General features: G+C 67.4%; 25 protein-coding genes. 10 read left to right on the plus strand and 15 right to left on the minus strand.

Going from position 1 to position 26289, the window contains the following annotated elements:
- Nucleotides 1–52: 52 nt before the first annotated feature.
- Together LGT36_RS12470 and LGT36_RS12475 are read left to right on the plus strand one after the other, a co-directional pair.
- Entirely contained in the window at nt 53–1063 is a 1011-nt protein-coding gene (locus LGT36_RS12470) for an SRPBCC family protein (protein WP_226095546.1), read from the plus strand.
- Nucleotides 1060–1311, plus strand: a complete 252-nt coding sequence (locus tag LGT36_RS12475) for a DUF4287 domain-containing protein (RefSeq protein WP_226095545.1) — start codon at nt 1060–1062, stop codon at nt 1309–1311. The genes LGT36_RS12470 and LGT36_RS12475 overlap by 4 nt, the downstream gene beginning before the upstream one ends.
- A gap of 81 nt (nt 1312–1392) precedes the next feature.
- Here the strand turns inward: LGT36_RS12475 and LGT36_RS12480 are convergent, their stop codons facing one another.
- The 6 genes from LGT36_RS12480 to LGT36_RS12505 all read right to left on the minus strand — a co-directional run bounded on the left by LGT36_RS12480 (nt 1393) and on the right by LGT36_RS12505 (nt 6415).
- The gene (locus LGT36_RS12480) at nt 1393–2517 is read right to left on the minus strand and encodes a DNA topoisomerase IB (RefSeq protein WP_226095544.1); all 1125 of its coding nucleotides are present in this window, start codon (nt 2515–2517) and stop codon (nt 1393–1395) included.
- Nucleotides 2518–2646: 129 nt separating this feature from the next.
- A complete protein-coding gene (locus tag LGT36_RS12485) occupies nt 2647–3468 on the minus strand; it encodes an ABC transporter permease (RefSeq protein WP_226095543.1) in 822 nt (273 codons plus the stop codon).
- Between the two features lie 14 nt (nt 3469–3482).
- Nucleotides 3483–4319, minus strand: a complete 837-nt coding sequence (locus LGT36_RS12490) for an ABC transporter ATP-binding protein (RefSeq protein WP_226095542.1) — start codon at nt 4317–4319, stop codon at nt 3483–3485.
- Nucleotides 4316–4882 (minus strand): TetR family transcriptional regulator, encoded by a 567-nt coding sequence (locus LGT36_RS12495; RefSeq protein WP_226095541.1) that lies wholly within the window; start codon nt 4880–4882, stop codon nt 4316–4318. The genes LGT36_RS12490 and LGT36_RS12495 overlap by 4 nt, the downstream gene beginning before the upstream one ends.
- Nucleotides 4883–5003: 121 nt before the next feature.
- A complete protein-coding gene (locus tag LGT36_RS12500) occupies nt 5004–5474 on the minus strand; it encodes a hypothetical protein (protein WP_226095540.1) in 471 nt (156 codons plus the stop codon).
- Nucleotides 5475–5605: 131 nt separating this feature from the next.
- Entirely contained in the window at nt 5606–6415 is an 810-nt protein-coding gene (locus LGT36_RS12505) for an SDR family oxidoreductase (RefSeq protein WP_226095539.1), read from the minus strand.
- A gap of 160 nt (nt 6416–6575) precedes the next feature.
- On the opposite strand from LGT36_RS12505, the gene LGT36_RS12510 reads away from it, so the two are divergent.
- Nucleotides 6576–7004: a cupin domain-containing protein gene (locus tag LGT36_RS12510; protein WP_226095538.1), complete on the plus strand. Its 429-nt coding sequence runs from the start codon at nt 6576–6578 to the stop codon at nt 7002–7004.
- A 131-nt stretch (nt 7005–7135) separates the two neighbouring features.
- Nucleotides 7136–8422 (plus strand): ATP-binding protein, encoded by a 1287-nt coding sequence (locus LGT36_RS12515; RefSeq protein WP_226095537.1) that lies wholly within the window; start codon nt 7136–7138, stop codon nt 8420–8422.
- A 4-nt stretch (nt 8423–8426) separates the two neighbouring features.
- On the opposite strand, the gene LGT36_RS12520 is transcribed toward LGT36_RS12515, so the two are convergent.
- Both LGT36_RS12520 and LGT36_RS12525 read right to left on the minus strand, forming a co-directional pair.
- The gene (locus tag LGT36_RS12520; protein ID WP_226095536.1) at nt 8427–9491 is read right to left on the minus strand and encodes an NAD(P)-dependent oxidoreductase; all 1065 of its coding nucleotides are present in this window, start codon (nt 9489–9491) and stop codon (nt 8427–8429) included.
- Nucleotides 9492–9721: 230 nt separating this feature from the next.
- Nucleotides 9722–10294, minus strand: coding sequence for a TetR/AcrR family transcriptional regulator (locus tag LGT36_RS12525; protein WP_226095481.1), 573 nt, complete (start codon nt 10292–10294; stop codon nt 9722–9724).
- A 154-nt stretch (nt 10295–10448) separates the two neighbouring features.
- Here LGT36_RS12525 and LGT36_RS12530 point away from each other — a divergent pair, with 154 nt between their 5' ends.
- On the plus strand, nt 10449–11033 hold the full coding sequence (locus LGT36_RS12530; protein WP_226095482.1) for a dienelactone hydrolase family protein: 585 nt from the start codon (nt 10449–10451) through the stop codon (nt 11031–11033).
- Nucleotides 11034–11086: 53 nt separating this feature from the next.
- On the opposite strand, the gene LGT36_RS12535 is transcribed toward LGT36_RS12530, so the two are convergent.
- From LGT36_RS12535 to LGT36_RS12545, 3 genes are read right to left on the minus strand one after another with little or no spacing between them, the layout of a single operon-like run.
- Nucleotides 11087–12898 (minus strand): carbohydrate-binding domain-containing protein, encoded by a 1812-nt coding sequence (locus LGT36_RS12535; protein ID WP_226095483.1) that lies wholly within the window; start codon nt 12896–12898, stop codon nt 11087–11089.
- 11 nt (nt 12899–12909) lie between these two features.
- Nucleotides 12910–13647, minus strand: a complete 738-nt coding sequence (locus tag LGT36_RS12540; RefSeq protein ID WP_226095484.1) for a polyphosphate polymerase domain-containing protein — start codon at nt 13645–13647, stop codon at nt 12910–12912.
- On the minus strand, nt 13644–14348 hold the full coding sequence (locus LGT36_RS12545) for a DUF4956 domain-containing protein (RefSeq protein ID WP_226095485.1): 705 nt from the start codon (nt 14346–14348) through the stop codon (nt 13644–13646). The genes LGT36_RS12540 and LGT36_RS12545 overlap by 4 nt, the downstream gene beginning before the upstream one ends.
- Before the next feature lie 317 nt (nt 14349–14665).
- Here LGT36_RS12545 and LGT36_RS12550 point away from each other — a divergent pair, with 317 nt between their 5' ends.
- The 3 genes from LGT36_RS12550 to LGT36_RS12560 all read left to right on the plus strand — a co-directional run bounded on the left by LGT36_RS12550 (nt 14666) and on the right by LGT36_RS12560 (nt 18772).
- Complete coding sequence (locus LGT36_RS12550) at nt 14666–15352, plus strand: response regulator transcription factor (protein ID WP_226095486.1); 687 nt, start codon at nt 14666–14668, stop codon at nt 15350–15352.
- A complete protein-coding gene (locus LGT36_RS12555) occupies nt 15349–17043 on the plus strand; it encodes a cell wall metabolism sensor histidine kinase WalK (RefSeq protein ID WP_226095487.1) in 1695 nt (564 codons plus the stop codon). Before LGT36_RS12550 ends, LGT36_RS12555 begins: the two co-directional genes overlap by 4 nt.
- Nucleotides 17044–17338: 295 nt before the next feature.
- Nucleotides 17339–18772 (plus strand): MFS transporter, encoded by a 1434-nt coding sequence (locus LGT36_RS12560; RefSeq protein ID WP_226095488.1) that lies wholly within the window; start codon nt 17339–17341, stop codon nt 18770–18772.
- 100 nt (nt 18773–18872) lie between these two features.
- Here LGT36_RS12560 and LGT36_RS12565 read toward each other — a convergent pair whose 3' ends face one another.
- On the minus strand, nt 18873–19193 hold the full coding sequence (locus LGT36_RS12565; RefSeq protein WP_226095489.1) for a hypothetical protein: 321 nt from the start codon (nt 19191–19193) through the stop codon (nt 18873–18875).
- A gap of 715 nt (nt 19194–19908) precedes the next feature.
- Between LGT36_RS12565 and LGT36_RS12570 the strand changes: the two genes are divergently transcribed.
- Nucleotides 19909–21098 (plus strand): IS3 family transposase gene (locus tag LGT36_RS12570; RefSeq protein ID WP_370634249.1). Its coding sequence is split into 2 segments (ribosomal slippage): nt 19909–20175 and nt 20178–21098, totalling 1188 coding nucleotides; the frame shifts between segments, so codons are not numbered across the junction.
- A gap of 14 nt (nt 21099–21112) precedes the next feature.
- Here LGT36_RS12570 and LGT36_RS12575 read toward each other — a convergent pair.
- Both LGT36_RS12575 and LGT36_RS12580 read right to left on the minus strand, forming a co-directional pair.
- Complete coding sequence (locus LGT36_RS12575) at nt 21113–22552, minus strand: HNH endonuclease signature motif containing protein (RefSeq protein WP_248642090.1); 1440 nt, start codon at nt 22550–22552, stop codon at nt 21113–21115.
- 364 nt (nt 22553–22916) lie between these two features.
- Entirely contained in the window at nt 22917–23471 is a 555-nt protein-coding gene (locus LGT36_RS12580; protein ID WP_226094880.1) for a hypothetical protein, read from the minus strand.
- Between the two features lie 185 nt (nt 23472–23656).
- On the opposite strand from LGT36_RS12580, the gene LGT36_RS12585 reads away from it, so the two are divergent.
- Nucleotides 23657–25186, plus strand: a complete 1530-nt coding sequence (locus LGT36_RS12585) for a hypothetical protein (RefSeq protein ID WP_226094882.1) — start codon at nt 23657–23659, stop codon at nt 25184–25186.
- On the opposite strand, the gene LGT36_RS12590 is transcribed toward LGT36_RS12585, so the two are convergent.
- Entirely contained in the window at nt 25183–26166 is a 984-nt protein-coding gene (locus LGT36_RS12590) for a hypothetical protein (RefSeq protein WP_226094883.1), read from the minus strand. The genes LGT36_RS12585 and LGT36_RS12590 overlap by 4 nt on opposite strands.
- Nucleotides 26167–26289: the final 123 nt, after the last annotated feature.

A 26289-nucleotide genomic window follows, 5' to 3' on the forward strand; every position in this document is an offset into this window, starting at 1 on the left:
TCCCCGGCGTCGTCCCCCGCCCCGCCAAGGCACCCCACGAAAGGTCCCCATCATGCCCATTACGTCAGTCACCAAAGACCCAGAGGCCCTCACCATGACGGTGGTCGCTGAGTTTGCCGCGCCAGTCGAGCGCGTCTGGGACGCGTATGCAGACCCCCGCCAACTTGAGCGGTTCTGGGGCCCCGTCGAATGGCCAGCCACCTTTAGCAGGCATGACTTTGCCGTCGGCGGCCAGTCGCACTACTACATGACCGGGCCGAACGGTGAGAAGGCCGGGGGCTATTGGCGCTTCACTGCAGTCGAGCGCTACCGCTCGTTCTCGGTGGTTGACGGCTTTGTTGACGAGTCGGGAGCGCCGAACGATGCCATGCCCTCAATGGACATGACGCTCGACTTTGAGCCGGCAGGCGGCGGGACTCGGGTCACGACCACCACCACCTTCCCCAGTCTCGAGGCGCTCGAGGAGCTCACGGCGATGGGCATGGAGGAAGGCATGCGCTCTGCGATGAGCCAGATCGACGACGTACTGGCCGACCTCGCCTCTTTCGCGGCGAGCCGCGCCACCGAGGCGCAGATCCTGTCCGACACGCAGGTGCGTGTCTCCCGCGTGATCCGCGGCACCGTGGACCAGGTGTGGCGCGCTCACCACGACCCCGACCTCATGAAGCGGTGGTTGCTTGGCCCTGACGGTTGGGAGATGACCGAATGCGTGGTGCCGGCCGCCGTTGGCGACGAGCACCGCACGTGGTGGAAGCCGGTGGCCGGGGCGGACGTGCCGCCCGAACAGGCCGAGGGCTTTGGGTTCGACGGCGTGCTGCTCGAACGCATCGACGGCGTGCGCGAGACCAGCACCGAACACATGATTGGCACCGATTACCCCGCGACTACCAACGAACTCACGCTCACCCCGGTGGGAGGCGGGACGCTGCTCAGCATCGTCATCACGTACCCGAACGCCGAGGTGCGAGACGCCGTGCTTGCCACCGGTATGACCGACGGCATGGAGGCCTCCTACGCCAGGCTTGAGACGCAGTTGGCCACGGCCAGCGCGGGCGAGCAATGACGGACACACGGCTTGCGGTGCCGCCTGCTCAGTCGGGCGAGACCATCAAGGGCCCTCGTTCGTACTTCGCGAGCATCGAGAAGACCTACGGCCGGCCCGTGCAGGACTGGGTCGACCTCACGGCCGAGCGGCTCGCATCGGGCGCCAAGCACATGGAGGTTGTCGCCTGGCTTAAGTCGGAGCACTCCATGGGTCACGGTCACGCCAACGCGGTGGTCGCGTGGGTCAAGGCGAAGCTGGGCGCCTAGCGAACCCTCCTGCGGGGCACTCACGCACCCTAACCGTGCCTCCCTCCCCTCCTGCGGGGCACTCACGCACTCTCTCGCCACTCAGGCGGCGGCCCTGCCGCGCTTACCGCGGCTAGAGGTCGTGCCCGCCAAGCGCCGCACCCGGCGAGCCGCGGCCTCGGGTTCTTGCGTGAGCAGGGCGAGGACCGCTTGCTCGAGAGCCTCTTGCGCTTGGGCTGGGCGGGCGCCGGGAGGGGCGCCAGGAGCCGACGCCTCGCCAAGGGCGTCCACCACCGGCGCGAGCGACACCCCGTCGTGCCACAAGTCGATCACCCGCGGGTCGACGTATGACGCTCGCGCGACGGCAGGGGTGTTGCCGAGCGCCTCGGCTACCTCCCGCATGGCAGCGGCGACGATGCGCTTGCGAGCACTGGGGGACACGTGGTCGGCCGGCGGGGCGTCGCCAAGGGCGCGCGCGGCCAAGACTGTGCCATGCCACGTGCGAAAGTCCTTGGCGCTCGCCTCCTGGCCCAGCACGTCGTGAAGGTAGGCATTGATGTCTGCGCTCGTGATGTCATGCCAAGTCGCTGGGGGCGCCTCGTCGCGCCACGCGAGAAGCTCGTTGCCACCAGAACGCCGACGCTTCATCGTGGCGAGCGCCGCCTCGCACTGCGGGTCGTTGAGCACCACGTGGCGCCGGATGCCCGACTTGGCGACGTAGTCGAAGACGAGGCCGTCAGCGCTGACGGTCACGTGGTCCTTGAGCAGGGTCGCGAGACCGTAACTGCCGTTCGCCGCCGCGTATGCCTCGCCGCCGACCCTGAACAGACCGAGGTCAAGCAGCCGGAACGCGACGGCAAGCGCGTGGGCCCGCGAGAAGTCACCTCGCTCGAGATCCTGCTGGACATGCTCGCGGGCGGCTGGCAACGCCTTCGCTATGTCGAGAATGTGCTGTCGCTTGGTCCGCTCTTGGCGTTCGCGCCACCGCGGGTGGTACAGGTATTGGCGCCGCCCAGCGGCATCGGTGCCGACGGCCTGCAGGTGACCAGTGGGGCTGGGGCAAATCCACACGTCTTGCCACGCTGGCGGAATCACCAGTTGCTCGATGCGCTCGCGGTCTTCTCCGGAGACGGGCTCGCCCGAGGCGTGCACGTAGCGGAAGCCCCTGCCTCTGCGCAGGCGCCGGATGCCCGGTTCCGAGGGTCGAGAGGTGCGTAGGCGCGGCATGACTTGAGGTTAAGCAGGCTCGCGCTGGCGCGCTCGTCGAAAGGCTTTCTTGCTTCTTTGGCGGGCCCCGGCGTCGGCGTCGGCCCGGCCCAGCGTCGGCGTCGGCCGCGGTGTCAGCGTCGGCGTTGGTTAGAAACGACCCTTGCCGGCGAACGCCCGCACGGCCGCCCACGCCCCAAGCCCCGCGAACGCGAGAGCCCACAGCAATTGCGGGACGCCGACGCTCGTGGCGGCTTCGTCTCCACCGGCACCAGCCCACAGCGCGGGAGCCACGTAGGGAACCCATCGGCCGAGGCCCAGGCTTGCGAGGATCTGACTCGCGGCCACCACGGCGATGATCCCGCCGAGCGCGCCGATGTACCCGCGAGAACGCACCGCCACCCAGCCGAAAGGCAGGCCGAGCAGGCCCATCAGCACGCCGGCAACGCCGTCTCGCGCGAGCACTACTAGCAACTCCCCCGTCACGGCTGCCCCCTCCAGGCCAGCCGTGGCCGCAATCGCGAGCCCGAGGGTCGTCAGGGCCACTGCAAACGTCACGCACGCGACCGCCCACGCGGCGGCGACCATGACCTTCGCCCACCCAAGCTGAGCGCGCGAGACTGGCAGGGCAAAGAGCGAGCCGTAGGTGCGGTCGGCGAACTCTCGGCCAAAGAGCCACGCGACGGCGAAGCCTGCCGCGAGCACCATCACCACCGTCAGAATCTGGCCGACGAGCGCGCCGACGGCGTCCCCGAAGGCCCCCTCGACAAAGGGTTCGAACTTGGCGGCTGAGGTACCCGTGATCGCCCCCGAGCGGGCGAGCGCCACCATGCCGATGCCGAACACGGGGGCGGCCAGGACCGCGAGGGCGGTGGCGACGCGGGCGGTGGCCGAGCGGGAGAAGGTGGCCCACTGGAGGGCGAGGGCCGTGCCCATGTCGGGCGCCGTGCTGACGCCGAGGGTGGTTCTCATGCCGTTCGCCGTGCTCATGCCGCGGCCCCCGTTCCGTCCGCGCCGGCGGAGCCGGCCCCGGACCCTGCGTCGTCCCTGCCTGCGGGCTCGCTGCCGGCGCCCGCGTCATCCGCCTGTGCCGTCCGTTGCGCGCGAGCCTGCTCATCCCATGCCCGCACCGCTTCGAAGAACCGGCGCTCCAGGTCGACCTGGCCAGGCTCCAACTCCCCGATCACGCGGCCGGCGTGCACCACGGTGATGGCGTGGGCGATCCGGGAGACCTCGTCGAGGTGGTGGCTGGACACCAGCACCCCCGCCCCACGCGCGGCCGCGTCGAGCAGGCAGTCGCGGAGCAGGAGAACCCCTGCGGGGTCGAGCGCGTTGGTTGGCTCGTCGAGGATGAGCACGCCGGGACGGTGGGCCACGGCGCACGCCAACCCAAGTCGTTGACGGTTGCCCAGCGACAGGCCGCGGGCCTTCCGATCCGCCCATTGCCGCAGGTCGAGCTGGTCGATCCACTCGTGAGCAGCGACCCGCGCCTCCTCCTTGGCGAGGCCGTGCAGGCGAGCCGCCATGACGATGTTTGCGAACACGGTGAGCTCTGGATAGCCGAAGGGCTCGTCCACGACGTAGCCCAGTTGCGCGAGGTGTGAGGCGCTTGCGGCCGCAATCGGAGTGCCGAGCAAGAGCGCTTGCCCCGCGTCGAGTTGAGTCTGGCCAACGAGGGCGCGCATGGCGGTGGTCTTGCCCGCTCCGTTGAGGCCCACGATGGCCCGAATCTGGCCTGGCTCGACGGTGAGCGAGAAGCCGGTGAGAGCGTCGTGCTCGCCATATGCCTTGGTCGCGTTGCGCAATGCGAGGGCCGCGCTCATCGCGCCCCGATCCCTGGGACGACGATGTGCAGGGCTCCCGCCACGGCGTCGGCGAGGGTGTCGTTGCCGTCGCCGGCGGCCCACTCGAGAAGGGCGGTCATGACGGCCCCGAGGCAGCCGGCCGCGGCGATGCGCAACTCGCGCCTTTCGTCGTCGGTCGTCGCAATGTCTCTGATGGCGTCCTGTGTGGCGCGGGTGTTGGCGGCCATTCCTGCCTCGAGGCGGGGGTTGCCCAGAGCGATGCGGATGCGGCGGCGGGTGGCGTCGTCTTCTGCTGTGTCGAGGTGCTGGAGCACCGAGAGAAGCCCGGCGGCGATGCGTTCGACCGCAGGCAGCGAGCGGTCTTGGGTGGCGACGGCTTGGGCGATCAGTGGGTCGAAGGGGTCCTCAAGGAGCACGGCTTCCTTGGAGCCATACAGCCGAAAGAACGTCATGTGCGAGACGCCGGCGGCCGCGGCGATCTGCTCGACCGTGACGTCGTCAAATCCGCGCTGCTCGAAGAGATCGAGGGCGACGGTTTGAAGTCGGGCCTTGGTGGCCGCGCTACGGGCGGAGAGCGTCATGCCTCAAATGTTAGTGACTAACAAATGGTTGGTCAAGACCCCAGGCGGGTTCTGGCGGCCTGGCGGCCTGGCGGCCTGGCGGTCTGGCGGTCTGGCGGCCTGGCGGCCTGGCGCGGGAGGTCTACCCTTCGCGGCCCAAGTACGGCGTCGGCTGGGTCTGCTCGCCCTCTGGTCCGAAGAACTCGATGCGACACATGGCGCGCACCGCGGCCACGAACCACTCACCGATCATCTCGTCGTACTCGCCCTGCACGCCTGAGAAGCCCACGGCGAGCCCGTCGCGGAGAATGCCGCCCGGCCACTTGATGTCGCCAGGCCGGTACAGGTGGGACATGTCAGTGCGTAAGCGAGTGGTGTCGACGCCGGTACGAAGAGCGAGGCGAGCCTTGGCGGTCGCGTACTCGTAGAAGTCGCCGGGATCGTCGCCAAGGTGGGCAAGGAAGAGCGGCTCGCCGTCGGGGTCTGCGGGATTCAGTAGTGCGATGGCGCCGATGTAGCCGTTGAAGATGTCCTGCTCATAGGCATAGCGGATGGACGGTTGGAGCGTGTCCCATGCGCGGGCGCAGATCTCGGTGGTCAGTCCTGTGAACATCGGCGTTCCTCTTTCGCTGATCGGGGCGGTGGCGAGGCGTGATCGCTGCCATGGCCGCTGCCATCGGTGCTGCCATTGTCGCGTCTTTCTGGCCGTGCGCGTCCGGCGGAGTGTCCGTCACGCCAGCCGCCTCAACCGGCCGGCACCGCTTTGTCGCGTGCGAAGGAGCCCGCCACCATGCGCCGGAACAGACCAATGCGGGCCGAGCGGGGCAGTGTGCGCAAGAGCACCCTGTTGGCAGATCCGGCGATGTGCGTGCGCTTGCCAGCCTCGAGTGCGGCGATGCCTTCCCTCGCCACGTCGTCGGCGGTCATGGTGCCGCGGGGCACGTCCTCTTCCGCCACCATCGCCAGCATCCCCGGCGTCCTGGTGGGCCCGGGCAGCAAACCGGTGACGCGCACACCAAAGGCTGCCATCTCGTGATGCAGTGCCTCGGAGATGGCCAGCAGGTACGCCTCGGTCGCCGAGTTGTTGCTCAGGGCCGGCACGCCCTGAAGCCCGCCGGTCGAAGAGACGATCAAGATGGCCCCTGCACGGCGTTCACGCATGATGCCAGCGAAGTGGTGCAGCAGCACCAGGTTGTTGCGGACCTTGACGTTGACACACTCCAGGTAGTCGGCGAGGGCAATGTCCGTGAAGAGGCCAGGGGAACCCTTGCCGGCGGTAGCGACAAAGACGCCGACGCTCTCGCCCTCGATGGCAGCGATGATGCTTTCGGCGGCGTCTGGTTGGCCAAGGTCGGCGCGCAACGTCCGAGCCTCGACGGAGTGGGTGCGCTGGAGCTCTGCGACGGTCTCGGCCAGGCGAGCTTGGTCGCGGCCCACCGCGATGATGTTGAAGCCGCGCTGGGCAAGCTGGAACGCGTGTGCGCGGCCGATGCCGGACGAGCCTCCGGTGACGAGGGCCCAGCGGCCTTCACGGTGGGGCGACAGGGTTGCCATGGTTTCCTCCTGGTGGTTGTTGACATCACGGGAACATAGTGAGACCACTATATATTTCCAATTGAGTGCGAAGAAAGGGGTGACGGCCCGGGGCTTGTCGTACTGGGGCCATCCACCAGCCGTCCAAGGCGCCACGGGCGGACAGTGGCAGACTGGCTGGATGAGCGACTTTCAGAAGATCGAGATCGGCGGGCTCGACGACTGGCGAGCCCACTACGGCGGCTTTGTGCCGGAACGTTCGCGCGATGGGCGCAGGGTGCTGGATCACGAGTTGCCGATGCAGTTCATCGGCGTGACGGCTAACAGCCTGGAGCCCGGCGAAGAGGCCGGCTACTGGCACACGCACTCCTCGGACGAGGAGCTCTACATCTTTCTGGCCGGCAGCGGCCAGATGGGCCTGGACGATGCCGTGGTTGACGTGGTGCCCGGAACGGCCATCCGCGTGGGCCAAGGCGTCGCACGCACGTGGCGCGCCGCGCCCCACAGCGAAGGCAACTTGCGGTGGCTGTGCATCAGGGGTGACGGCGGCCCCCTCCCTCACCTGCCCGACGACGCGAAGCGGGACGAAGACCGGCCGATGCCCTGGTAGCAGGCGGGGCTGGGACAGTGGCGTCCCGAGCGTAGGGTGCTTCGGCGCTCGACGACACAGCCGCATCCGGGGCCTAGCCAACACATACCCAAGGGGGTATGCTCTGGCGGCACAGCCTGAGGAGGCCACAGATGACCGGCTGGCGCATCCGAGACATCCACGCCGATGACCTCGACGGCGTGCTGCGCCTATGGGAGCAGCAGCGGGCGAGCGGGATCGAGCCGGTCTATGCGCTCGCAGAGGTGCTTTCGTCGTGCGCGGAAGACATCGCGGTGGTGGCGGTCGCCGGTGACCTGATCGTGGGCGCGGCCGTGGTGCGCGAGGCGCACAACCAGGCTTGGGTCGTCTTCCACGCCGTGGACGACGAGTGGCGCGACCGTGGCATCGGTTCGGCCCTCCTTGGCGAGCTCGAGGCGAGACTGGCTGGCCACAACCCGGCGACCCTGTCGGCGCTCGTTCCTGTCGAGGTGACGAGGCTCGATGCGTTCCGCAATGCGGGGTTCGTGGAGAAGAAGGCTTTGAGGTACTTCGAGCGCACCGTGCCCGTGCAGCGCGCCGAGTACACCCAGTTGGAGGCGCTCGGCGGCAGGATTCTGCCGCGCGGTTTGTGGGACGCGGTCGGAGGCATGCGCCGCGAGAAGGAGATGTTGGAGAAGCGACTTGTGATGCCGCTTGCCCGACCAGCGATGGCGGAGCAGTACGGCGTGGCTCCGCCGCGCGCCGTCGTCCTCTTTGGGCCGCCGGGCACGGGCAAGACCACGTTTGCCAAGGCGATCGCTTCGCGGCTTGAGTGGGCGTTCGTGGAGGTGTTTCCCTCGCGGCTGGCGGCCGACCCCGCGGGCTTGGCGGGCGCGCTGCGGGAGACCTTCCAGCGCATCGCCGAACTGGAGCACGCCGTGGTGCTGATCGACGAGGTCGAAGAGATCGCTTCGCATCGCCGCGGGGATCCGCCGTCCCCTTTGCAGGGTGTCACCAACGAACTTCTGAAGATCATCCCGGCGTTCAGGGACCGCCCTGATCGGCTGCTGGTGTGCGCGACCAATTTTGTGCGCTCCCTCGACAGCGCGTTCCTGCGTCACGGTCGCTTCGACTACGTGATTCCCATCGGGCTGCCTGATACGGAGGCGCGGGCGGCCATTTGGGAACGGTTCGTGCCGGAGGCGTCCGTGGGAACGGTGAACGTGCCGGCGTTGGTTGAGGCGTCGGATGGTTTCACGCCAGCCGACATCGAGTTCGCCGCGCGCAGGGCGTCGCAAGCGGCGTTGGAGGAGGCAGTGGAGGGAGACGCAGAGCAGGCGCGGCCCGGCGGCCCGACCACGCAGCACTATCTGGAGGCGATCGGCACCACCAGGGCCACCGTGTCTGCCGAGGTCGTGCACGAGTTTCTCGAAGACATCGACGCGATCGCGCGCCTCTAGCGTTCTACGCCTGTGCGAGGGCAGGCCACGCATAGCCTCCGGCCCTGCGGTCGAGCACCGAAGCGTCGACCACCTCACGCCAGTCGTCTGAGCCGGCGTAGCCCAACAGGTCGCGGGCCTTCGTGTCCGCCATGTGCCAGTTCTCGCCCACAAACACGAGCGAGCGGGTGAGGAACGGCGCCCGGCCAGGCAGTACAGGATGCAGCGCCTCCATCATGGTGGCGAAGCCATAGGCGGCACGCGTGGGTACGGAGTAGGCAGGTAGCGGGACGCCGGCGGACGACGCGATGCGCGTGAAGACCTCTCGCGCAGTGGGTTGCTCGGCACCCACGATGTTGATGGATTCGAAAGAGCTGAGCCGAGCGGTGTCGACGGTCGCTGCCAGGGCGAAGGCGCGGCCCATGTCGGCTCCTGATACGAGGGGCAGGTGCGCACGCCCGTGATCGACCCACGGCACCTGGCGGGTCTTCAACCGTGGAATCAGAGCGGCGACCAGGCCAAGCGCGTTTCCCTGACCGATGAAGTGGCCGAGCCGCAGGGAAACCATGTTGGTGTTGCCGTGGAGCGCAACGTCCCGCATGTGAGACTCGACGCGGGTCATCGCCACGTGGTGAGGCCAGAAAGCGCGACCATGCGCGGGCGAGTCGTCAGGGACAAGGCTGGCGCCGGTTGCCGGGGTTCCGAGCGCCACAGTGCTGGCGGCGATGAAGCGGCCAGCGCCGGCCGCGACCGACTGGTCGATGAGGTCGAGGTGCGGCACCTCGAAGCGCTCACGTTCCTCTCGAGGGTGACCCCAGAAGCTTGACCAGGTTCCGGCGTGAATGACCACGTCCGCGCCGCGCACCACGGTGCGGCGGTAGTCGGGGTCCGTGAGATCGCCGACGCGGGTGTCGCCTTCGAACCAGGAGGGCAGTCGCGAGGTGTCGCGCACGGCGGCGACGAGGTGCACCGGCTGGGCGCGCAGGGCGTCGAGGATGTGTCCGCCGAGAAAGCCTGTGGCTCCGGTGACGACGATGGTGGGAGTACTTGAGGACATGACGGCTCCGTCGGTGGGAGGGGTGATCGACATGGCTAGTATATATAGTTTACTCACTATGTAAGCAAGTTGCGGAGGTATTGGGGGTGGCCAGGCGGGCGGGTGTACTGGGGTGCCCGGGCGAGTGGGGTTGTTGGGGGTGCCCGGGCGAGCGGGGGTGTTGGGGGTGCCCGGGCGAGTGGGGTTGTTGGGGGTGCCCGGGCGAGCGGGATTGTTGGGGGTGCCCGGGCGAGCGGGGGTGTTGGGGGTGCCCGGGCGAGTGGCTAGTCGCCGCTGCGGCGGATCCAGCGCTCCAGGTGTGCCGCCTCGCGCTCGAGCGGCTCCGCGCTGTCGAGCGCGTTGCTCAACGCCGCGGCGCCTTGGATGACGGCCACGAGGTGCATGGCACGCGCCCGTGCCGCAGCGTCGGCGAAGCCCAGCTCCCTGAACTCGCCAGCCGCCCAATCGATGAGCGCGGCAAATACCTTCCCCGCCTCTGCGCCCAAGGAGGGCGAGTGCTTGCCTAGCTCGGCGCAGACGGACCCAAGGGGGCAACCGAAGGCCCTCACGGCGTCGGCGTCGTCCAGGTACGAGCCCAGAAAGGCCGCCAGCCTGTCCTCTGGCGTTGCCAGATCGCGCCAGTTCTGCATGGCCCCGAGGTAGCGCTCGGAGAGCCGGTCGACAACGGCCTGACCCACGTCGTCCTTGGTTTTGAAGTAGTAGTAGACGGAACCGGAGGCGACGCCAGCGTGTTCCGCGATGTCTGCGATCGAGGCGCGCTCAAAGCCTCGCCGGTACGCAAGGTCGAGAGCGGCGTCGGCAAGGCGTTCGCGCTTGTCGGTGGCGGGGCGCGGCATGGGTCCTCCTGCAAAGAGAGCGAGTCAACTCAGTATCCACCCTGCGCGAACAAGCGCCCACAGCAAGCCTTTGCAGGGGCACGCAGGAACGATGCGTGCGACACTGCTAAGAGGGTGTGTTGAAGACATGCACTCCCACAGGAGGTCCAGACACATGGTGAACGTCTTGCTCACGCATTCGGCGCTCGGACTCGAAGTCAACGTCGAGTTGTGGGCCGAGTGGCTTCGGGTCGAGGGTCACGAGGTGATCACCCCTGACCTCTACGGGGGCGATACGTACGACACCCTCGAGGCCGGAGTGCGCCGTGCCGAATCGCTTGACATCACCAAGTCTGGTGAAGCACTCCAAGCGATGGCGAGTGAGCTGGAGCACCCCGTGGTGCTGATGGGCTTCTGCCTTGGCGCAGCACTGAGCGAGATGGCGGCACTGACGGAGAAGGGGATCTCGGGACTCATCATGGTGGGCTCGGCGTCTTCGCCGGTGTGGTTCGGCAACCCGTCGTGGCCGGAGGGTCTGCGCGCGCAGTTGCACTACTCGGCAGAAGACCCGTGGATCGAGCGGTCCGAGGTGGCGGCCCTGGCGGAGCGCGCGCCTGCGGACGCCCTTGACGTCTACGAGTACCCGGGTAGCGCCCACCTGTTCGCATTCCCCAACTACGTCGAGTACGAGCCTTTGGCCGCCGATCGCTTGCGGACCGCAGTGCGAGCGTTCCTGAACGAGATCGACGAGGCGGCATAAAGGCCGACGCACGGGGCCGCTTGGTACGGCACCCGCGCGTCGTCTTTCACTCATCAGGAGGCGGCGAGGGTTCCTAACTCCGCGGCGCCGGAACTCGTACCACCGAACGTCGCCGTGCCCACGCTGGTGCCGCCCGAAACTGTGCCGCCCGTCGTCACCGTATAGGTTTCGCCGGAGGTGATGCCTGCTGCCGACACGACGAGCGAAGACATGGACTTCTCTGCCACGTACGAGACGACGGCGTTGCCCTTCGCGTCGATGACCGTCACTCGAGTCTGCTCCGAAACCTGGTCACCGAGGCCGATGGTCAAGAGGCCCTGACCCGCCGTGGTGGGGGCGGCGGTCTGATCGGTAAGACCGGTCGCCACCAGGCTGCCGCCTTCAATTGCGAACGTGCCATCGACATCCACTGACGAGTCACCGCCGCCCGCCGCCGCACTGGTCGTGACGACGATTCCGCCGGTCATCGTGACGTCTGCGTTCGCGTCAAGACCGTCCGCTCCCGCCGAGATGAGCAACGTTCCGCCGCTGATTAGCAGGGAGCGGCCATCGGTCGAACCCGCGCCTGGGAAGCCGGTCCCCTGCGCGCCACCACCGCCGGGAACCCTGCCCCCAGTTTCTGCGCCACCTGTCCCGTCGAGCGCTGGATCACCACTATCCGTGGAGCCGGGCACCACGTCAGCGGGCCTGTCGGGTCGGGTAGGCATTTCGCCAGGGACGAATCCATTCGCATTGCCGCCTGCGCCCATGCCGCCCATCGGGCCGCCGCCCGACTCCACCCCGGGTCCGCCCGAGACGTTGATGCCGTCGTCGGAGGCGACCACTGAGATCGTCCCTCCTGCGAGGACCATGACGGCCGCCTCCAGCCCCTCATAGGACTCGCTGACCGTCACCGTGCCAGAAGCCACGCCCATGAAGCCTTCCGTGTGAACGCCGTCGTCGCCTGCCGCGACGGTGACTTCCGCATCGGCGATACTCACCTGCCTGTAGCCCTCGATCCCGTCGGCGCCGGCGGTGACGTCGATGCTCCCCCCCGACATCCACACCACGCCGACGGTCGCCGATGCGTCCACGCCGCCGTCCTCGTCGTCGGACTTGAGGCCGTCGCCGCCAGCGTTGACAGTGACCGTTCCGGACAGGACCACCAGGTGATCCTTGCCTCGGATGCCGTCGTCGGCGGCCGTGACTGTGACATCGCCGCCGTCGAGCACAAGCGAGTCCTTCGAGGTGATCCCGTCCTCCGCGACGGCGTTGACAATCAGCTCGCCAGGGCCACCGATCCAGAGGTCGGCGGTCGAATACAAGGTGGCATTCGGAGCGTCCACCGCCGCTTCGTCCACGGCAGCGCCCTCGGCGTCCGCCAGCGTGTTGGTCGAGCCGGAGGCGAGGTAGATCTGGACGTCGTCGGCGTTCGTGACGAGCAGGGCTCCCACGTCGGGCGACGTCACGTCGACCCCGTCGAGAATGAGCGTCACGTCGTCCTCTTGGGCGTCGACCACAATGCGGCCAGCGCTCAGGGTTCCTGTGAGGCGATACACACCGCCCTCTGTCACGGTCACGGTGTCTCCGTCGACGCTCACTCCTGCAGCGCCAGACGTGCCACCGTCCGCCAGGGTGACGGTGACGGAACCGCTCGTCTCGACGTCGAAGTCGGCGATTCCTAGGTCTTCGTAGGCCAGCTCTGTGAGGTCGGAGATGGCGACATACGACGTGGTGGTGCCCTCGGTCGCCTCGTTGGCGTCGGAGGCGGACGTCGTCTCGGCCGACGTGCTTGCCACGGCGTCGTCGATGGATGCGGCGCAGCCGCTCAAGGCCAAGGCGGCGGCGAGGCCCAGGGCTGCAAACCAGCGAGTGGGGTGGGTCATGAGAAGTCCTTTCAGGCGGTCGCGAGGTGGCGGCGCAGAGTTCGGTGCCAACGATTGGCGGGAAGTTCGGGATGGAGCGCGGCCAGCGACGTCGCGTACTTGCTGAGCCGCGCGGGTCGGATTCCCCTGGCCCACAGGGCGCGGTCGATCGGTCCGGCTGCGCCTGCTGACTTGGTTTCGACGATGAGAGCGGTGCCGTAGTCGAGCCGGGTGCCGGCATCGTCGGCCGCCTGGACGTCCTGATCGACAGTGATGCGCCCTTGAGCGTGAAGCAAAGTGACGCGGGCGTACGTCGTTTCGAGAGCGGCCGTGAGCTGGGCGGCGTGGGGCGCGACCAGTGGGAAGGTTCCGGCGAACGCGACGACGTCGGCGTCGGTGGCGCTGCCGTCGAGCCACATGCGGTGCTTGACCGTGTGCCCGCGCGCCGACCGCAGCTTCACCTCGACGGCGGCCGCGCCCGTGTCGGAGTACTCGCGGACCCTGACCTTGAAGCGGCGAGGCCGGCGATGGGCGGCCGCGTGGTAACTGTCGAGCGCAGGCGTGTCGTAGTAGAGGGAGCGGTAGCGCGCCACTCGAAGGCCGTCGATCTCGAGGGCCCGCAACTCCCTGGCATGGTCGGTGAGCACCGAGGCCCAGGTGTCGCCATCGACCACGTACTTGCGGTCGACCCTTGTTTGGAGGGAGGCCTGCACGTCGAGTTCGGCGAGGGTGATGGTGGGCAGGGCGGCCACGATACGGCGCCAGGTCATCGTGACACCTCGGCCGCGTGGGCGGGGATGGGGTAGGCGGCGTCGGCTTGGGCAGCGTCGGCTTGGGCGGCGAAGCCTGCACCGGCGAGTCCCGCAACGCTCCCACGCCCGCCGTTTGCCGGGATGGCCTCGCCGGGCGACTGCGCGTTCGGATCGGACTCGACGGCGTCGTAGCGCACGTCACACACGGTCGTATCTGTCACGAAGTCGACCTTGCGAATCGTGATCCGCTTCACCGGCGCCCCCAAGACGGCTTGGGCGAGATCGCGAGCCGCGTCCTCGTGGGCCACTGCGCGGTCCAGCACCAGCACGTGCTGACGACTACGCCGGAACAAACCAGGGTGGTCCCCTGCCGCCAGCACGGCGAGCAGCACCACCATCAGGGTGAAGCTGACGGCCACCGAGATCGACGGGAACCCGCCAAGCAGGCCCAGCGCGATCGCGGTGAAGTAGTAGGCGATCTCTGCGTGATCCATTTCCGCTGACCGGAGCCGGATGATCGACAGGACAGCGAAGATGCCGAGCCCGAAGCCGAGCGACAGGTCGGTGGTGGCCATCGCGTAGGTCACGCCGAGCACGCCCACGTTGATCGCCAGGAACGGCGCGATCATGTCGCGGCGCCGGTGGCGAGGAAAGTACAGCCCGAAGACCATGACGATCATGGCGATCAGGTCGGCTGCGATGAAGACGAAGACGGGCATCGGTTCCTCCGGTGAGTGATGGCGCCCCAGCGGCGCCTGTTGGGATTGATCCCACCGGAGGAACCTCAGAATCAGCGCAGATGCTCAGCACAGTTCCGGCAAGGTCGGCTTCGCGGTGTTCGTAGCGCAACCCTTCGCCGCCCGGGCCGTCCGCGTCGCTGGCGTCCGGTCGCCGCCCGGGCCGTCCGCGTCGTCGGCGTCCGGTCGCCGCCTCGCCCGTCCCCGTCGCTGGCGTCCGGTCGCCGCCTCGCCCGTCCTTGGCATTCCCGCAGCCCCCTCTGAGCAAATCCGGAGAATCGAGTGCTTGACTGAGCGGCATGAACAAGCGACGCATCCTCGTGATTGACGATGAGGACAACCTGCGGACCATGCTCGTGGCCGCACTCAAGTTCGAGGGCTATCAGGTGGCCCAGGCCCCCGAGGGCCGCACCGGCCTACGCGCGGCCAAGGAGTTGCGACCCGACCTGATCGTGCTTGACGTGATGATGCCGGAACTCGACGGCTTTGGGATGCTGAAGCGGCTACGTGAGTCGGGCGATCGCACACCGGTGATCTTCCTGACCGCCAAGGACACTACGGCCGACGCGGTGGCCGGCTTGGGCTTGGGCGCCGACGACTACCTGGCCAAGCCCTTTGCCCTGGAGGAGTTGGTAGCGCGCGTGGAATCCGTGATGCGACGTGTCGACGCCTCGGCCACGGCGTCGTCCGTCATGACTCTTGCCGACCTCACCCTGGATGACGTGGCGCACGAGGTGACCCGAAACGGCCGTGAGATCCACTTGTCGCCTACCGAATACAAACTGTTGGCGTTCCTCATGGCGAATACGGGACGGGTGATGTCACGCGGCCAGTTGCTCACGAACGTGTGGGGATACTCGCCGGAAGACGATCCCTCCGTCGTGGAAACGTACATCGGGTACGTGCGCAAGAAGGTTGACTGCTCCGAGCCAAAGCTCATCCACACGGTGCGCGGCGTGGGTTACACGATGAAGGTGGCCCAGTGACTCGGGCAGAGGCCGACGCCCGAGGGGCCGGCGCACGAGCGGCCGGCGCTCCTCCCGTGCGTGCCACTCAGTCCGGCGGCAGGGGTGCGACTCGCGCCCTGTCACTGCGTGCCCGGGTGCTGGTGGGTCTGACCGTGATAGCTGTGGTGGCCGTGGCGGCGGCGGTGGCGGTCACGCTCACGACCGAGCGTTACATGATTAGCCAGATGGACGAGCGCCTCTTGGCGTTCTCGGGGCCAGCGCGCATGGTGGCGCCCGATGGGGACTACCCCGTGCCCGAGCTCGGCGAGGACTCCGTGCGCCAGGACCTTGAGCACGAGGAGCCCGACGGGCAGGAGTGGTGGGACGAGCGTCCGTCCGACGCGGTGAGGGGCGCCCTTACGCTCGGCGGTACGTTCGTGGTGAAGTTTGAGCCCAATGTCTATGGCGAAGACGAGGACGACTTTGGAGCTCCCGACATCGACCCGGCTGAGTTGAGCCGGGATGAGTTCACCTATGTGACGGCGCGCGCGCCGGGCGACTACGAGTACCGGGTGCTCGCCAAGCCGGTGCCCGGCGGCTGGGAGATTACGGCCCTGTCGCTCGCAGGCGTCGAGTCGACGGTCGGTCGCCTGATCGTGATCGAGGCGGCGGGGATCGGCGTGCTGTTGATCGGGCTCGGCCTGGTCGCCTGGTGGGTGATCAGCCTCGGAATCAGCCCGATGCGCCGCATGGTCGACGCGTCCACGCGGATCGCGAACGGCGATCTTGGCGTGCGGTTGGAAGGCGCTTCGAGCGGCACGGAGTCGGCCGCTCTCGCGGCCTCGCTCAACGCGATGATCGGGCGTCTCACGGATGCATTGTCGGAGCGGGAACGCTCGGAGGCCCGACTTCGCGAGTTCGTCGCCGACGCCTCGCACGAGTTGCGCACGCCGCTCACCACCGTGCTGGGGTACGCACAGTTGCATCGCAAGGGTGCCTTGTCGCGCAAGGCCGAGCAGGCCGACGCGTGGGGGCGCACGGAGGCAGAGGCGACGCGGATGAAGCGCCTGGTTGAGGACATGTTGGAGCTCGCCCGGTATGACGCCGAACCCGAGATGCACTTGGCGCCAACCGACGTGTCGCTCATGGTGGCGGAGGTGCTCGCGGATGCGGCACACGCTCATCCTGAGGTGGCCTTCACGCACGAGGTCTTGGGTGGCGGAGCTGCCGAGGGCTCGGGGGCTGCTGAGGGGGCCGGGGTCGCTGGCCGCTCCGGAGCTGCTGAGGGCGCCGAGGTCGTTGAAGACGCCGGTGCTGCTGAGCGCTCCGGTCGCGCCGCTTCGGCGGTGCCAGGGTTGGTGACCGCCGACGTGGACGGCGACAGGCTTCGCCAAGCCATCATCAACGTCGTCGCGAATGCCGCCCAGCATGGGGCTTCTCACGTTGCCGTGGCGGTTGGTCTCGTGGGGTTGGGCGATGAACGCGAGGTGCGTATCGAGGTTGCCGACGACGGCCCAGGCATGACTCCGGAAGTTGCGGCCCGCGCGACCGAGCGGTTTGTGCGTGGAGAGACCTCCCGGTCGCGCGCGACGGGCGGCGCGGGGCTTGGGCTCGCGATCACTGCGGCGATCGTGGAGGCGCATCATGGTCGCCTCGGGATCACGACGGCCGAGGGCGAGGGCACGCGAGTGGACATCGTGCTCCCGCAGTCGCCCGTGGAGTCTCGCTAGAGGATGGTCTTTCCCGACGGCTGTCCCGTCTCGCTCGCACGTGCCTGCGGTAGGGAGGCGGGTGTCGATCGTCGGGAAGTGGGTGCGTGCGGTCCGAAAGCGAGTGCGTGCGGTCCGAAAGCGGGTGCCGATCGACGGGAAACGGGGCGCGCCCGTTATCGAAAACATCACTCCGTGCTGGTGGCGCTCAGCGGCGTGTGAGAGAATCTGATCGAAACGTTTCGATTCCGTGGGGTTCACGGTGTCTGCCAGCGGTCCGCTGCCTCGATGCCTGCTCCGCCTTTCCGCAAGGACCATGATGAACGCCAGCGCGCACGGCGGCGCTACCGCAGGCGACGCGCCCGACCCCGGCGTCGGCCGTGCGAACCCGGAACACCCCCGCGACGATCAGCCCGTATACGCGTCCCCCGTTTCGGGCGAGTCGCTGTTTGTCCCCGGCGAAGTGGACCCGGCGGTGGCTACCGGGTCGGCCCTCGACACGGGCGAGGTCGGCGAGGAGTCGCCCCTTGCGCCCCCCACGACGCCACCTGTCTCGCCAGCGCGGGCCAACGTGGTGCTGGTCGCGCTCGCGGTCTCCGCGTTCCTGTTCGTGACGAACGAGATCGCGCCCATGGGTCTGCTCACCACCATGTCGGCGGAACTGGGCCGGACTGAAGCGGAGCTAGGTATGGCGGCCACGATCTTCGCGATCGCCGTCATGTTCACCACCTTGCCGCTCGCAATGCTGACCACGCGCATGGTGCGCAGGTGGGTGCTGGTCGCGTCGCTTGGCGTCTTCACGGCTGGGACGTTGCTCGCGTCGGTGGCCGACACGTATGCGGTGTTGATGGCGTCGCGCGCACTCACGGGGATCGCGCACGCGCTTTTCTGGGCGGTGGTGACGCCTGCCGCGGCGGGGATGTTCCCGCTTGCGCAGCGCGGACGGTCGGTGGCGCGCCTGCTGCTAGGACCCGCACTTGCAGGTGTGGTGGGGCTGCCGGCGGCCACCTATTTGGCCCAGCAGACTCACTGGCATGTCCCTTTCTGGATTCTCACGGGCGGCGGCGTCTTGTTGGCTGTGGTGGTTGCGGTGCTGATGCCGAGCTTCCGCACCCAACAGGGGACGATGGTGCGCGGCGAGTTCCCGTCAATGCGCAAGTTCATACGGGTCATCTCCGCCACCGGGTTGATGACGGCGGCGATGGCGCTGACCTGGACCTACTTCAGCCCGTTTTTCACCGAGGTGGCGCGGTTTGCCGATGACACGATTGCGATCTTGCTGTTTGTCGGTGGTCTCACCGGTGTGGTGACCACCTGGTTCGCAGCTCGATTTGTGGACCGCTGGCCCGTCAAGTCGGTGGTTCTTGGATTTTCGCTGATCCTTGTGATGTGGTTCGGCTTGGCTGTGGGCGGGCAGTTCAAGCCCATTGCGGTGGCCATGATCGCGCTGCAGGGCGTCTCGTGGTCGATCCTCGTGATCGCGATGGTGAACTGGGCGCTGAGGCACTCGCCATGGACGGTGGATATCGGCAACGCGACCTACGCCTCCATGTTCAACGCGGGCAACGTGTTGGGGTCGCGCGTCGGCGCGGTGATGCTCGGGGCTTGGGGTGCGCGATGGCTTCCCGTGGCGTCGATGCTGCTCATCGCCGGGGCGCTTGCGTTGGTGTTGACGATGCCGCGCGGAGCGGGCGGTTGGCTGGGAAGCCGTTTGTGGGAGGGGCGCCGCGAACGGGTGCGAGTGCGCTAACGACGGCCGCGATCGGAGCGTGATGGGCAGGCGCGTTGCCTGCAGGTGGTGACATGGTTGCTGGCGTTCGGGCGACGGTGCGGTGGCGGTGCGGGCCGCTCTAGTCAGAGGCAGCGGTGGGTGATGCCTGCGGCGTGCCGCTCAGGGCGACTTCGCCTTCGGTCACGGTTGCCGGCGTGATGTAGGTGTCGCGGTCTCGGACCGGGAGGTTGGTGCGCTCGGGTTGCGGCGGCGTGACGGCGGTGCTGACAACGGTGATGTTGAGCAGGCCGTCAACTTCGCTCGCATACCAGTCGGAGAACTTCTGGGCGCCGGACACCAGCCACCCGCTGCTTATCGCCAGAAAGATGGCTGTTGCAACGGCGGCTCCGATCGCGACTTCGACGCCCCGCAGTAGGACGTCACCTCGCGACCACGCCATCGCTCCAACCCTCCTCAGGTCGTGGCCGTCGCCATCGCGAGACGCTTTCGCGCCTACCGCGAGGGCGGCGACCCCCCCAGATCCACTTTCAGTCCAACGGCCAGTCGTACTTCTCGGGCACGGCGCCGCTCAACCAATGCCTTCTAGTCTATGTAACGTACGCCCGGCGCAAAAGGTTGGGGCGCTTGGGCAGGGAATTGTCCCCATCGGATCTTGGTGGCGGCGGATGGGAGTCCGGCGGCAGCGGCCGCGGGCAGCGCCCCTGATGTCCCATAGTCGTATGACGTCGCGTGGGGCTATGGGCGGGGTCTACTTCGTGGGGAAGGGCTACCCGGTCTAAGTCGTGGGGAAGGGCTACCCGCAGGTCGCATGGTGATGCGGCGTGTTCGGCGGAGTTCTGCCGGGTGTTCTGACAGAGGACGGAGCTCTCCCCTTGGTTCCAGGGTTATACGGCACGTTGGGCGGAGTTCTGCCGGGTGTCCTGACAGAGGACGGAGCTGTCCCCTTGGTTCCAGGGTTATACGGCACGTTGGGCGGAGTTCTGCCGGGTGTCCTGACAGAGCACGGAGCTGTCCCTGGAAGCGGAGTCCTCCAGTGGGGCGGGGTTTTGGCGCAGGACGTAGTTCTCTCCTAGGTCTGCGCGTTCGGGACTGCTGAGGGTTGAGGTGACTCCTGACTTGTGGCGACGAGGGTCGCTGCTGGAAGGATGTTCCTTATGCCTAGAGCGTTTCCCAAGGAGTTCAAAGAAGACGTGTTGCGGGTGGCCCGTGACCGGGGTCCGGACACGTCGTTGGAGCAGATCGCGAAGGATTTCGGGATCTCGTCAACGTGCTTGCAGCGGTGGCTCAAGCAAGAGGCTGTCGATTATGGCCGTGCGGGTGGTGTGAGCACTGACGAGGCGGCGGAGAATCGTGAGTTGCGTCGCCGCAACCGTCTGCTGGAGCAGGAGAACGAGGTGTTGCGGCGGGCGGCAGCGTATCTGTCGCAGGCGAACCTCAAACTCGGTGGCTCACCAAAATGATCTACCCGCTCGTCCGTGAGCTGGCCGCGCGTGAGGCGCCCGTGAGGGTGCCGGTCGCGGTGACGTGTCGGGTGCTGAACATCGCCAAGCAGCCGTACTACCGCTGGCTCCAACAGCCCGTGTCCGAACGGGACTGGGTGGATGCTCACCTGGCCAACGCGGCCTTCGATATCCATCACGACGACCCTGCGTTCGGATACCGCTTCATCGCTGACGAACTCGCTGATGCCGGTTTCACGGCCTCCGAGCGCAGGGTATGGCGCGTGTGCTCCGAGCATGCGATCACGTCCACGATCCAGCGCAAGCGTCGTGGCAAGACCGGCAAAGTCGGCCCGCCCGTGCGTGACGACCTCGTGCGGCGCGCGTACAATTCCGACGAGCCTGATCGCTTGTGGCTGACGGACATCACGGAGCATCCGACCCGTGAGGGCAAGGTCTACCTGTGCGCGATCAAGGACGTGTTCTCCAACCGAATCGTGGGCTACTCGATAGACGCGCGCATGACGTCCGACCTCGCGGTCAACGCACTGCGGATGGCCGTCCAGCGACGCCGACCGGCCGGTCCTGTGACAGTGCACTCGGACCGAGGCAGCCAGTTTCGATCTAGGAAATACCAGCACGAACTCGACCGACACGGCCTCATCGGATCCATGGGACGCGTCGGAGCTGCAGGCGACAACGCCGCCATGGAATCCTTCTTCGCTCTGCTGCAGAAGAACGTCCTCAACAACCAGTCCTGGGCGACCCGTGAGCAACTCCGCATCGCGATCGTGACGTGGATCGAACGGACCTATCACCGCCGTCGCAGGCAACGCGTCCTAGGCCGATTGACGCCCATTGAATACGAAGCCATCATGGCTCCACAGGTCGCCCTCGCGGCCTAACCTACCGAGTCACCTCAACCCTCAGCAGTCCCTTCTGCTGTCCCTTGGTCGAGGGTGATGGCGGCGAGTGCGCCTGGTTGTGGTTGTTGGGTGGGGTCGATGGTGGGTGGTGGGATGAAGAAGGGTTGGCCGTTGTCGATGCGGATGCCCCAGTGTTGGCGGTGGATGTCGTGGTGGCATCTGGTGCACAGCATGATCCCGTTGTTCAGGTCTGTTCTTCCGCCGTGGCGCCACCACACGATGTGGTGGGCTTCGCAGTGTTCGGGTGGTGCGTGACATTTTGCGCAGCCCCCGTCGCGTTCGAGGAGGGCGAGGCGTTGGGCGGGTGTGAACATGCGGACCCGTCGGCCTTGGTCTAGCACGTCGCTGTGACCGCCAAGGATTTGGGGGATGACCTCTGCGTCGCCGGCCAGGCGCCGTAGTTCGCTCACGCTGACGGGTTGGGTGGTGCCGTCGATGCTGCCAAGTCCGGTTCCCGAGTTCAGGTCGGACAGTTTCATGCGCACCACCATCGTGGTGCGCACCCCTGAGGTTGCTGTCTCCTGGCAACCCAGTGCGTGGCGGGCCAGATCATGCAGGGCGTCTGCCCTCATTTGACCTGGAGTGCGCTGGTCCTGTTCGGAAGGGTCTTGGTCGCGGCGTCCACGGAACTGGTGGGTGACCATCTGTTCAATGACGGTGCGTATCGGAGCGGCTGTTACCGCATCCAAACGGGCGTTGAGGGTGACCATGCCGGTGTGGTCCTCAGACCACGACACAAACCTGTCCTCGAAATGACGTCTCTCACGGGCCTGGTGTCCTGGCAGGTCGGCCCTGGCGACGGCATGCTCAACTAGTCGGCGCACATCTTTCAGTGTCAACCCGACGGCTTTGGTCACCAGACGGCGCTCCAGGTCGTGAAGCTCACCACTAGTGACACGGTCGCTGAGGCGTTCCATACCGGTGGTGATCACCGCGACCGCATCGGTGGACAACACCCCATCCAGTGCTGCTTGAGCAACAGCAGGAAACCGAGGTGCCGCCGGTCCGGGGGTGAGGACGGCAGACGTGGCGTCCACGTGTGGTCCCAGGAGATCCGCCCCATCGGCGTCCGATACCGAGGCGTCCGCGTCGGCGAGTACTGGTTCTGGCAGTAACGCCCTTCCGGCTTCGATGGTCCGCATCGCTCCCGCCGTGGTGCTACCGGTGACGGAAGCGACCATCAACCCTGCGTTACCAAACCCCTGCCGACGTGCCAAACCACCACCAAACTGATCCGGGGTGGAGCGCCTGGACAGGTCACCTGCTACCCGTGCCCGCAACGTGTCAGACAGGCGGGCCACGGCCACAACTTCGTCCAGCACGGCAAGAAACTCGTCCTCACACAGTCCGGACACGTCACAGTGCACCAGGTCACGCAACAGCGCGCTCACCTGCTGCACTCGTGCCCGCTCCAGCACCGTCCGGTTGGTCATGACAAACAGTCAACCACCACCCCCTGACAACCACCTACCAGGCACGATATCCTGTGGACAAGCTCCATCACCCCGGCCTGGGCACGACACCACCCACCCACCAAACCCCACCCCGGCGTCGGCCCGGCAGGCACGCAAACCCCACCCCGGCGTCGGCCCGGCACAGCGAAACCCGGTACAAATCAAGCCACCAGGTGGCGGGCCAGGGGCCGACACGGTACGAATCAAGCCATTAGGTGGCGGGCCAAGGGCCGACACGGTACGAATTGAGCCACCGGCGGCCCGGACCCCCGCAAAAACGGTACGAATCAAGCCATTTGCGGTGGGGAGCGGTGGAAAGGCAGAGACCGGACGGAGCTAGCCCCTAGCGCCGCGTCAGCAGACCGTGCAACTCCCGCAGCGGCGGCTTCAGCATCTGCCGCACGATGAGCGGGTTCGTCCCTGAACCCGACACCATTTCCAAGGTGGCCTCAAGAAGGCAGTCGAATTCGGCGTCGGCGTTGCCAAGGGCCGCGTGTGCGTGCGCCAAGCCGGTGAGGATCGCGCCGCGCAAGGCGAGCACGGTGACCGGGTTGGTGGCGGCCTCGGCGAGCAGTTGGTACTGCTCCTCGGCCTTGGCGAGCACGGAGAGGGCCTCTTCGGCGCGCCCGGCCTCGACCATACAGCGGGCCGTGCCGACGCCGATGCGGATCAACTCGGTGCGCTCAAACTGGGAAGGCCCAGGCCCGGTGAGCACGTGCTCGGCGACCTGAAGGGCCTCTGTCCAGGTGGCCTCTGACTCGGCCTGCTGGTTGTCGAGCGCCAACTGCATCGAGTACCACGAGAGCCGCTGGGCGAGGTGGAGCGCGTTGTCCCGAGGCTGCCGGTCGAACTCGGCGCGCAGGCGCGTGACGTCCTTGCGGGTCTGCTCGAGGCTCATCTTCGTGAGTGTATGTGATCAATGTCACAGCCTCAAGAGCTCATTTCCGCGCGCGCGCCGACGATGGGGTGCGTTGAGGTGGTTTGGGCCATTTGAGGCGCGCACCATTGCGTTCTGGTTGCGTTTGATTGCGAGTTGGCATCGGCACTTGCGCCCTCAAGGCGGCGTGCCAGTAGTTTTCGGCTATGGGGGACTCACCACTTCGCATGGCGCTCAGATGGCTGGCGCATCCGCTGTCACTGGCCGCAATCGCGGTGATGGCGCTCAACGATCACGTGCTCAAGCAGGCGTACGGCACGTGGTGGACCGGCAAGTTGTCCGACGTTGCCGGGCTGATCTTCTTTCCCGCCCTGGTCGCGGTCGCGCTAGCGGGCGCCGCCCGGCTTGCGGATGCGCACATACCTCGCCTTGACCTCGTCGCGACGGCCGTCACCGGTGTCGGCTTTGTGTGGGTGAAGGCGACCGGGGAGGGGGCGAGCACGGCGTCGGCGCTGCTGACGGTGATCACTGGCCCCGGCATCATCCGCGCCGACGCTACCGACCTACTCGCGCTGCCCGCCTTAGGGCTGGCGGTATGGGCGGCGCGGGCATCGGCGCTCGAGGTGCGCGGCGGCCGGGAACGCTCGCGCAGGGCCGTTGGCGTGGTGGTACTCCCGTTGGCGCTGTTGGCGTCGGTGGCCACCACTGCTCCGGTGGAACCTAGCCCGGGCATCGTTGCGGACGACGCAGGCGCATGGTTTTGGCACGCGGATGGCTCGCTTGGCTATGACGGCGACCCCTACTACACGTACACGGGTGAGGGGTGGGAGCTGTTCTACGAGTACAACCCGGCCGAACCAGCCCAGTTCGCTCCGGATGCGCACCGCTCGCAATGGGAGGACTGCGTGCCATCGGATCCGACGGTGTGCTTTCGCGTCATGAACGGCGGCCACGGCGTCGAGGCGTCTCGCGACGGCGGCGAGACCTGGCGGGTTGACTGGGCCTTGACAGACGACGAAGTGGTGACGCTCAGCGAGGCATACGGCGTCCCGGCCCAGGAGTTCACCTCCACGGGAGTGGGCGTGGTCGAGACTTCCCGCGGCTTTGTGGTCGTGGCAAGCAATGGCAGGGACGGCTTCGCCGTGAGGGGCGAAGACCGTAGGTGGGAGCGCGTGGGGTTTGAGGCCATGCACTGCTGCGACTCGCTGGCCGTCGCTGACTTCGACACGGTAAATGAGTTGCCCCGTCCGCGCCCTTTACCTGTGGGATGGACCATGGGTCTGGTGCTTTCGACTCTTGGACTGCCGCTACTGGCCCAAATGCTGCGGCATGGACAGGTGTCTCGCGCGGGCGCGTTCGCCCCACGCGCAGGGGTGTTTTTCTACTTGATCGCGGCCGTTTCGGGAATCAGCGTCCTGGCGCGCAATACGGCGCGCGCGCCGCTGGCCAGTGATGACCTCGTCGCAAGTGCTGCCACCTGCGTGATCCTCGGCGTGCTTTGTGCGATGGCGGTAGTGGCGGCGACGGCGGCCTTCGGGCTCCTGCGCGCCGGAGCGGTAGGGGCCACGGTGCTGGGTTGGGTGCTTGGGGCGGTGGTGGTGGGAGTGGCGGCGGAAATGGTGGTACTCAACCCAGACAGTCAAGAAGCCATCGGCTTCCTGGCTCTCCCGGTTTTTCTTGCGCTGTACGTGCCCGTGGCGCGACGACTTCTAGCGAGGCACGTCGCGGCGGTCTAGGTCGACTTTCTGCGCTTCAGTCGTGATCCGACCGCGCCAGCGGCACCGCTCACCGCCCCTGCCGCGCCGGTCACCTTGCCCCACGCGCCAGCGCCAACGGCCGACGCTCCGCCCGCCGCCGCCTGCAACGCCCGGACGGCGCGGGACGCCTCGGCGCCCCCGGCCCCAGCGTCGTCCCCTGCCCCAGCGTCGGCCGCAGGCTTCCGAAACTCCACCAACGCATCGGGAAACACCGTGGGCGTCACGGGGAACGCGAGTCGCATCGCCTTGACCACGTCGCGCCCAAACGTGAAGGACCCCACCCCGCCCACGATGGCGCCTAGGCCGAACGGGATCGCCTTGCCAAGAGTTCGCGCGCCCACCATGCCGCTGGCCTTGAGCGCCTCGCGCGCCATGACGGTCGCGAGCGGCGCGAGCGCCGAGTCGGGCAGTTGCTGGGTGAGCACCTCACCCCAGCCGGTGGGCAGCGCCTTGCCGACGGTGCCGCGGGCTACGGTGCGCGCCCGGTTTACGCCGCCAGCGCCGGCGGCCTCGAGCACCAGCGCGGTGACCTTGCTTTGCGATTTCTGGCCCAGCAGCATGCCGAACACGAGCGGCCTCGCGCGCTCCGCGTCGCGCACCTCGATCCCGTGCAGTTCCGTGGCGGCCAGGACGTACAGGGCGCTGGTCTCGTAGAAGAACAACAGATCGCCGACGCCCAGGCCAAGGGCCAGCGGGATGCCGACGGCGGGGATAGCGGCCGACGCGCCGACGCCGGTGCTGGTGATCGTCACGGTGCGGACGTAGCGCTTGCCGAGCTCGTCGAGAATCTCTGCGGGGGTGGCGTCGGGCTTGTCGCGGCGCAGCGACTTGAGGTACTCGATCACTACGGGGCGTTGGATCGAGATGGCCTGGTAGATACGGGACTGCATGTCGTCAGACTTGGTGAGTTCGGTGGCTTGGGCGACCACGGCGTCGGGCGTTGGCTGATCCTTGCTCATGGGGTCTCCGATCGAGGGACGATCTTCAGCGTACGGCGACCCGGTGCTAGTTGTTGCGTCTCATGAGGTTGGTGACGGCGGGGCCGTGAGCGAGGGATAGGCCCCCAGGCAGGATGGAAGTAC

Source organism: Demequina sp. TMPB413, assembly GCF_020447105.2.
Lineage (GTDB): Bacteria > Actinomycetota > Actinomycetes > Actinomycetales > Demequinaceae > Demequina.

Bases quoted from the DNA above. Each gene is read 5' to 3' on its own strand.
- LGT36_RS12485 (WP_226095543.1), bottom strand. From the start codon at position 3,468: ATGAGAACCACCCTCGGCGTCAGCACGGCGCCCGACATGGGCACGGCC.
- LGT36_RS12480 (WP_226095544.1), bottom strand. From the start codon at position 2,517: ATGCCGCGCCTACGCACCTCTCGACCCTCGGAACCGGGCATCCGGCGC.
- LGT36_RS12495 (WP_226095541.1), bottom strand. From the start codon at position 4,882: ATGACGCTCTCCGCCCGTAGCGCGGCCACCAAGGCCCGACTTCAAACC.
- LGT36_RS12490 (WP_226095542.1), bottom strand. From the start codon at position 4,319: ATGAGCGCGGCCCTCGCATTGCGCAACGCGACCAAGGCATATGGCGAG.
- LGT36_RS12580 (WP_226094880.1), bottom strand. From the start codon at position 23,471: ATGAGCCTCGAGCAGACCCGCAAGGACGTCACGCGCCTGCGCGCCGAG.
- LGT36_RS12545 (WP_226095485.1), bottom strand. From the start codon at position 14,348: ATGCCCGTCTTCGTCTTCATCGCAGCCGACCTGATCGCCATGATCGTC.
- LGT36_RS12565 (WP_226095489.1), bottom strand. From the start codon at position 19,193: ATGGCGTGGTCGCGAGGTGACGTCCTACTGCGGGGCGTCGAAGTCGCG.
- LGT36_RS12535 (WP_226095483.1), bottom strand. From the start codon at position 12,898: ATGACCCACCCCACTCGCTGGTTTGCAGCCCTGGGCCTCGCCGCCGCC.
- LGT36_RS12560 (WP_226095488.1), top strand. From the start codon at position 17,339: ATGATGAACGCCAGCGCGCACGGCGGCGCTACCGCAGGCGACGCGCCC.
- LGT36_RS12515 (WP_226095537.1), top strand. From the start codon at position 7,136: ATGACCGGCTGGCGCATCCGAGACATCCACGCCGATGACCTCGACGGC.
- LGT36_RS12510 (WP_226095538.1), top strand. From the start codon at position 6,576: ATGAGCGACTTTCAGAAGATCGAGATCGGCGGGCTCGACGACTGGCGA.
- LGT36_RS12530 (WP_226095482.1), top strand. From the start codon at position 10,449: ATGGTGAACGTCTTGCTCACGCATTCGGCGCTCGGACTCGAAGTCAAC.
- LGT36_RS12585 (WP_226094882.1), top strand. From the start codon at position 23,657: ATGGGGGACTCACCACTTCGCATGGCGCTCAGATGGCTGGCGCATCCG.
- LGT36_RS12525 (WP_226095481.1), bottom strand. From the start codon at position 10,294: ATGCCGCGCCCCGCCACCGACAAGCGCGAACGCCTTGCCGACGCCGCT.
- LGT36_RS12505 (WP_226095539.1), bottom strand. From the start codon at position 6,415: ATGGCAACCCTGTCGCCCCACCGTGAAGGCCGCTGGGCCCTCGTCACC.
- LGT36_RS12475 (WP_226095545.1), top strand. From the start codon at position 1,060: ATGACGGACACACGGCTTGCGGTGCCGCCTGCTCAGTCGGGCGAGACC.
- LGT36_RS12575 (WP_248642090.1), bottom strand. From the start codon at position 22,552: ATGACCAACCGGACGGTGCTGGAGCGGGCACGAGTGCAGCAGGTGAGC.
- LGT36_RS12470 (WP_226095546.1), top strand. From the start codon at position 53: ATGCCCATTACGTCAGTCACCAAAGACCCAGAGGCCCTCACCATGACG.
- LGT36_RS12550 (WP_226095486.1), top strand. From the start codon at position 14,666: ATGAACAAGCGACGCATCCTCGTGATTGACGATGAGGACAACCTGCGG.
- LGT36_RS12500 (WP_226095540.1), bottom strand. From the start codon at position 5,474: ATGTTCACAGGACTGACCACCGAGATCTGCGCCCGCGCATGGGACACG.
- LGT36_RS12540 (WP_226095484.1), bottom strand. From the start codon at position 13,647: ATGACCTGGCGCCGTATCGTGGCCGCCCTGCCCACCATCACCCTCGCC.
- LGT36_RS12520 (WP_226095536.1), bottom strand. From the start codon at position 9,491: ATGTCGATCACCCCTCCCACCGACGGAGCCGTCATGTCCTCAAGTACT.
- LGT36_RS12590 (WP_226094883.1), bottom strand. From the start codon at position 26,166: ATGAGCAAGGATCAGCCAACGCCCGACGCCGTGGTCGCCCAAGCCACC.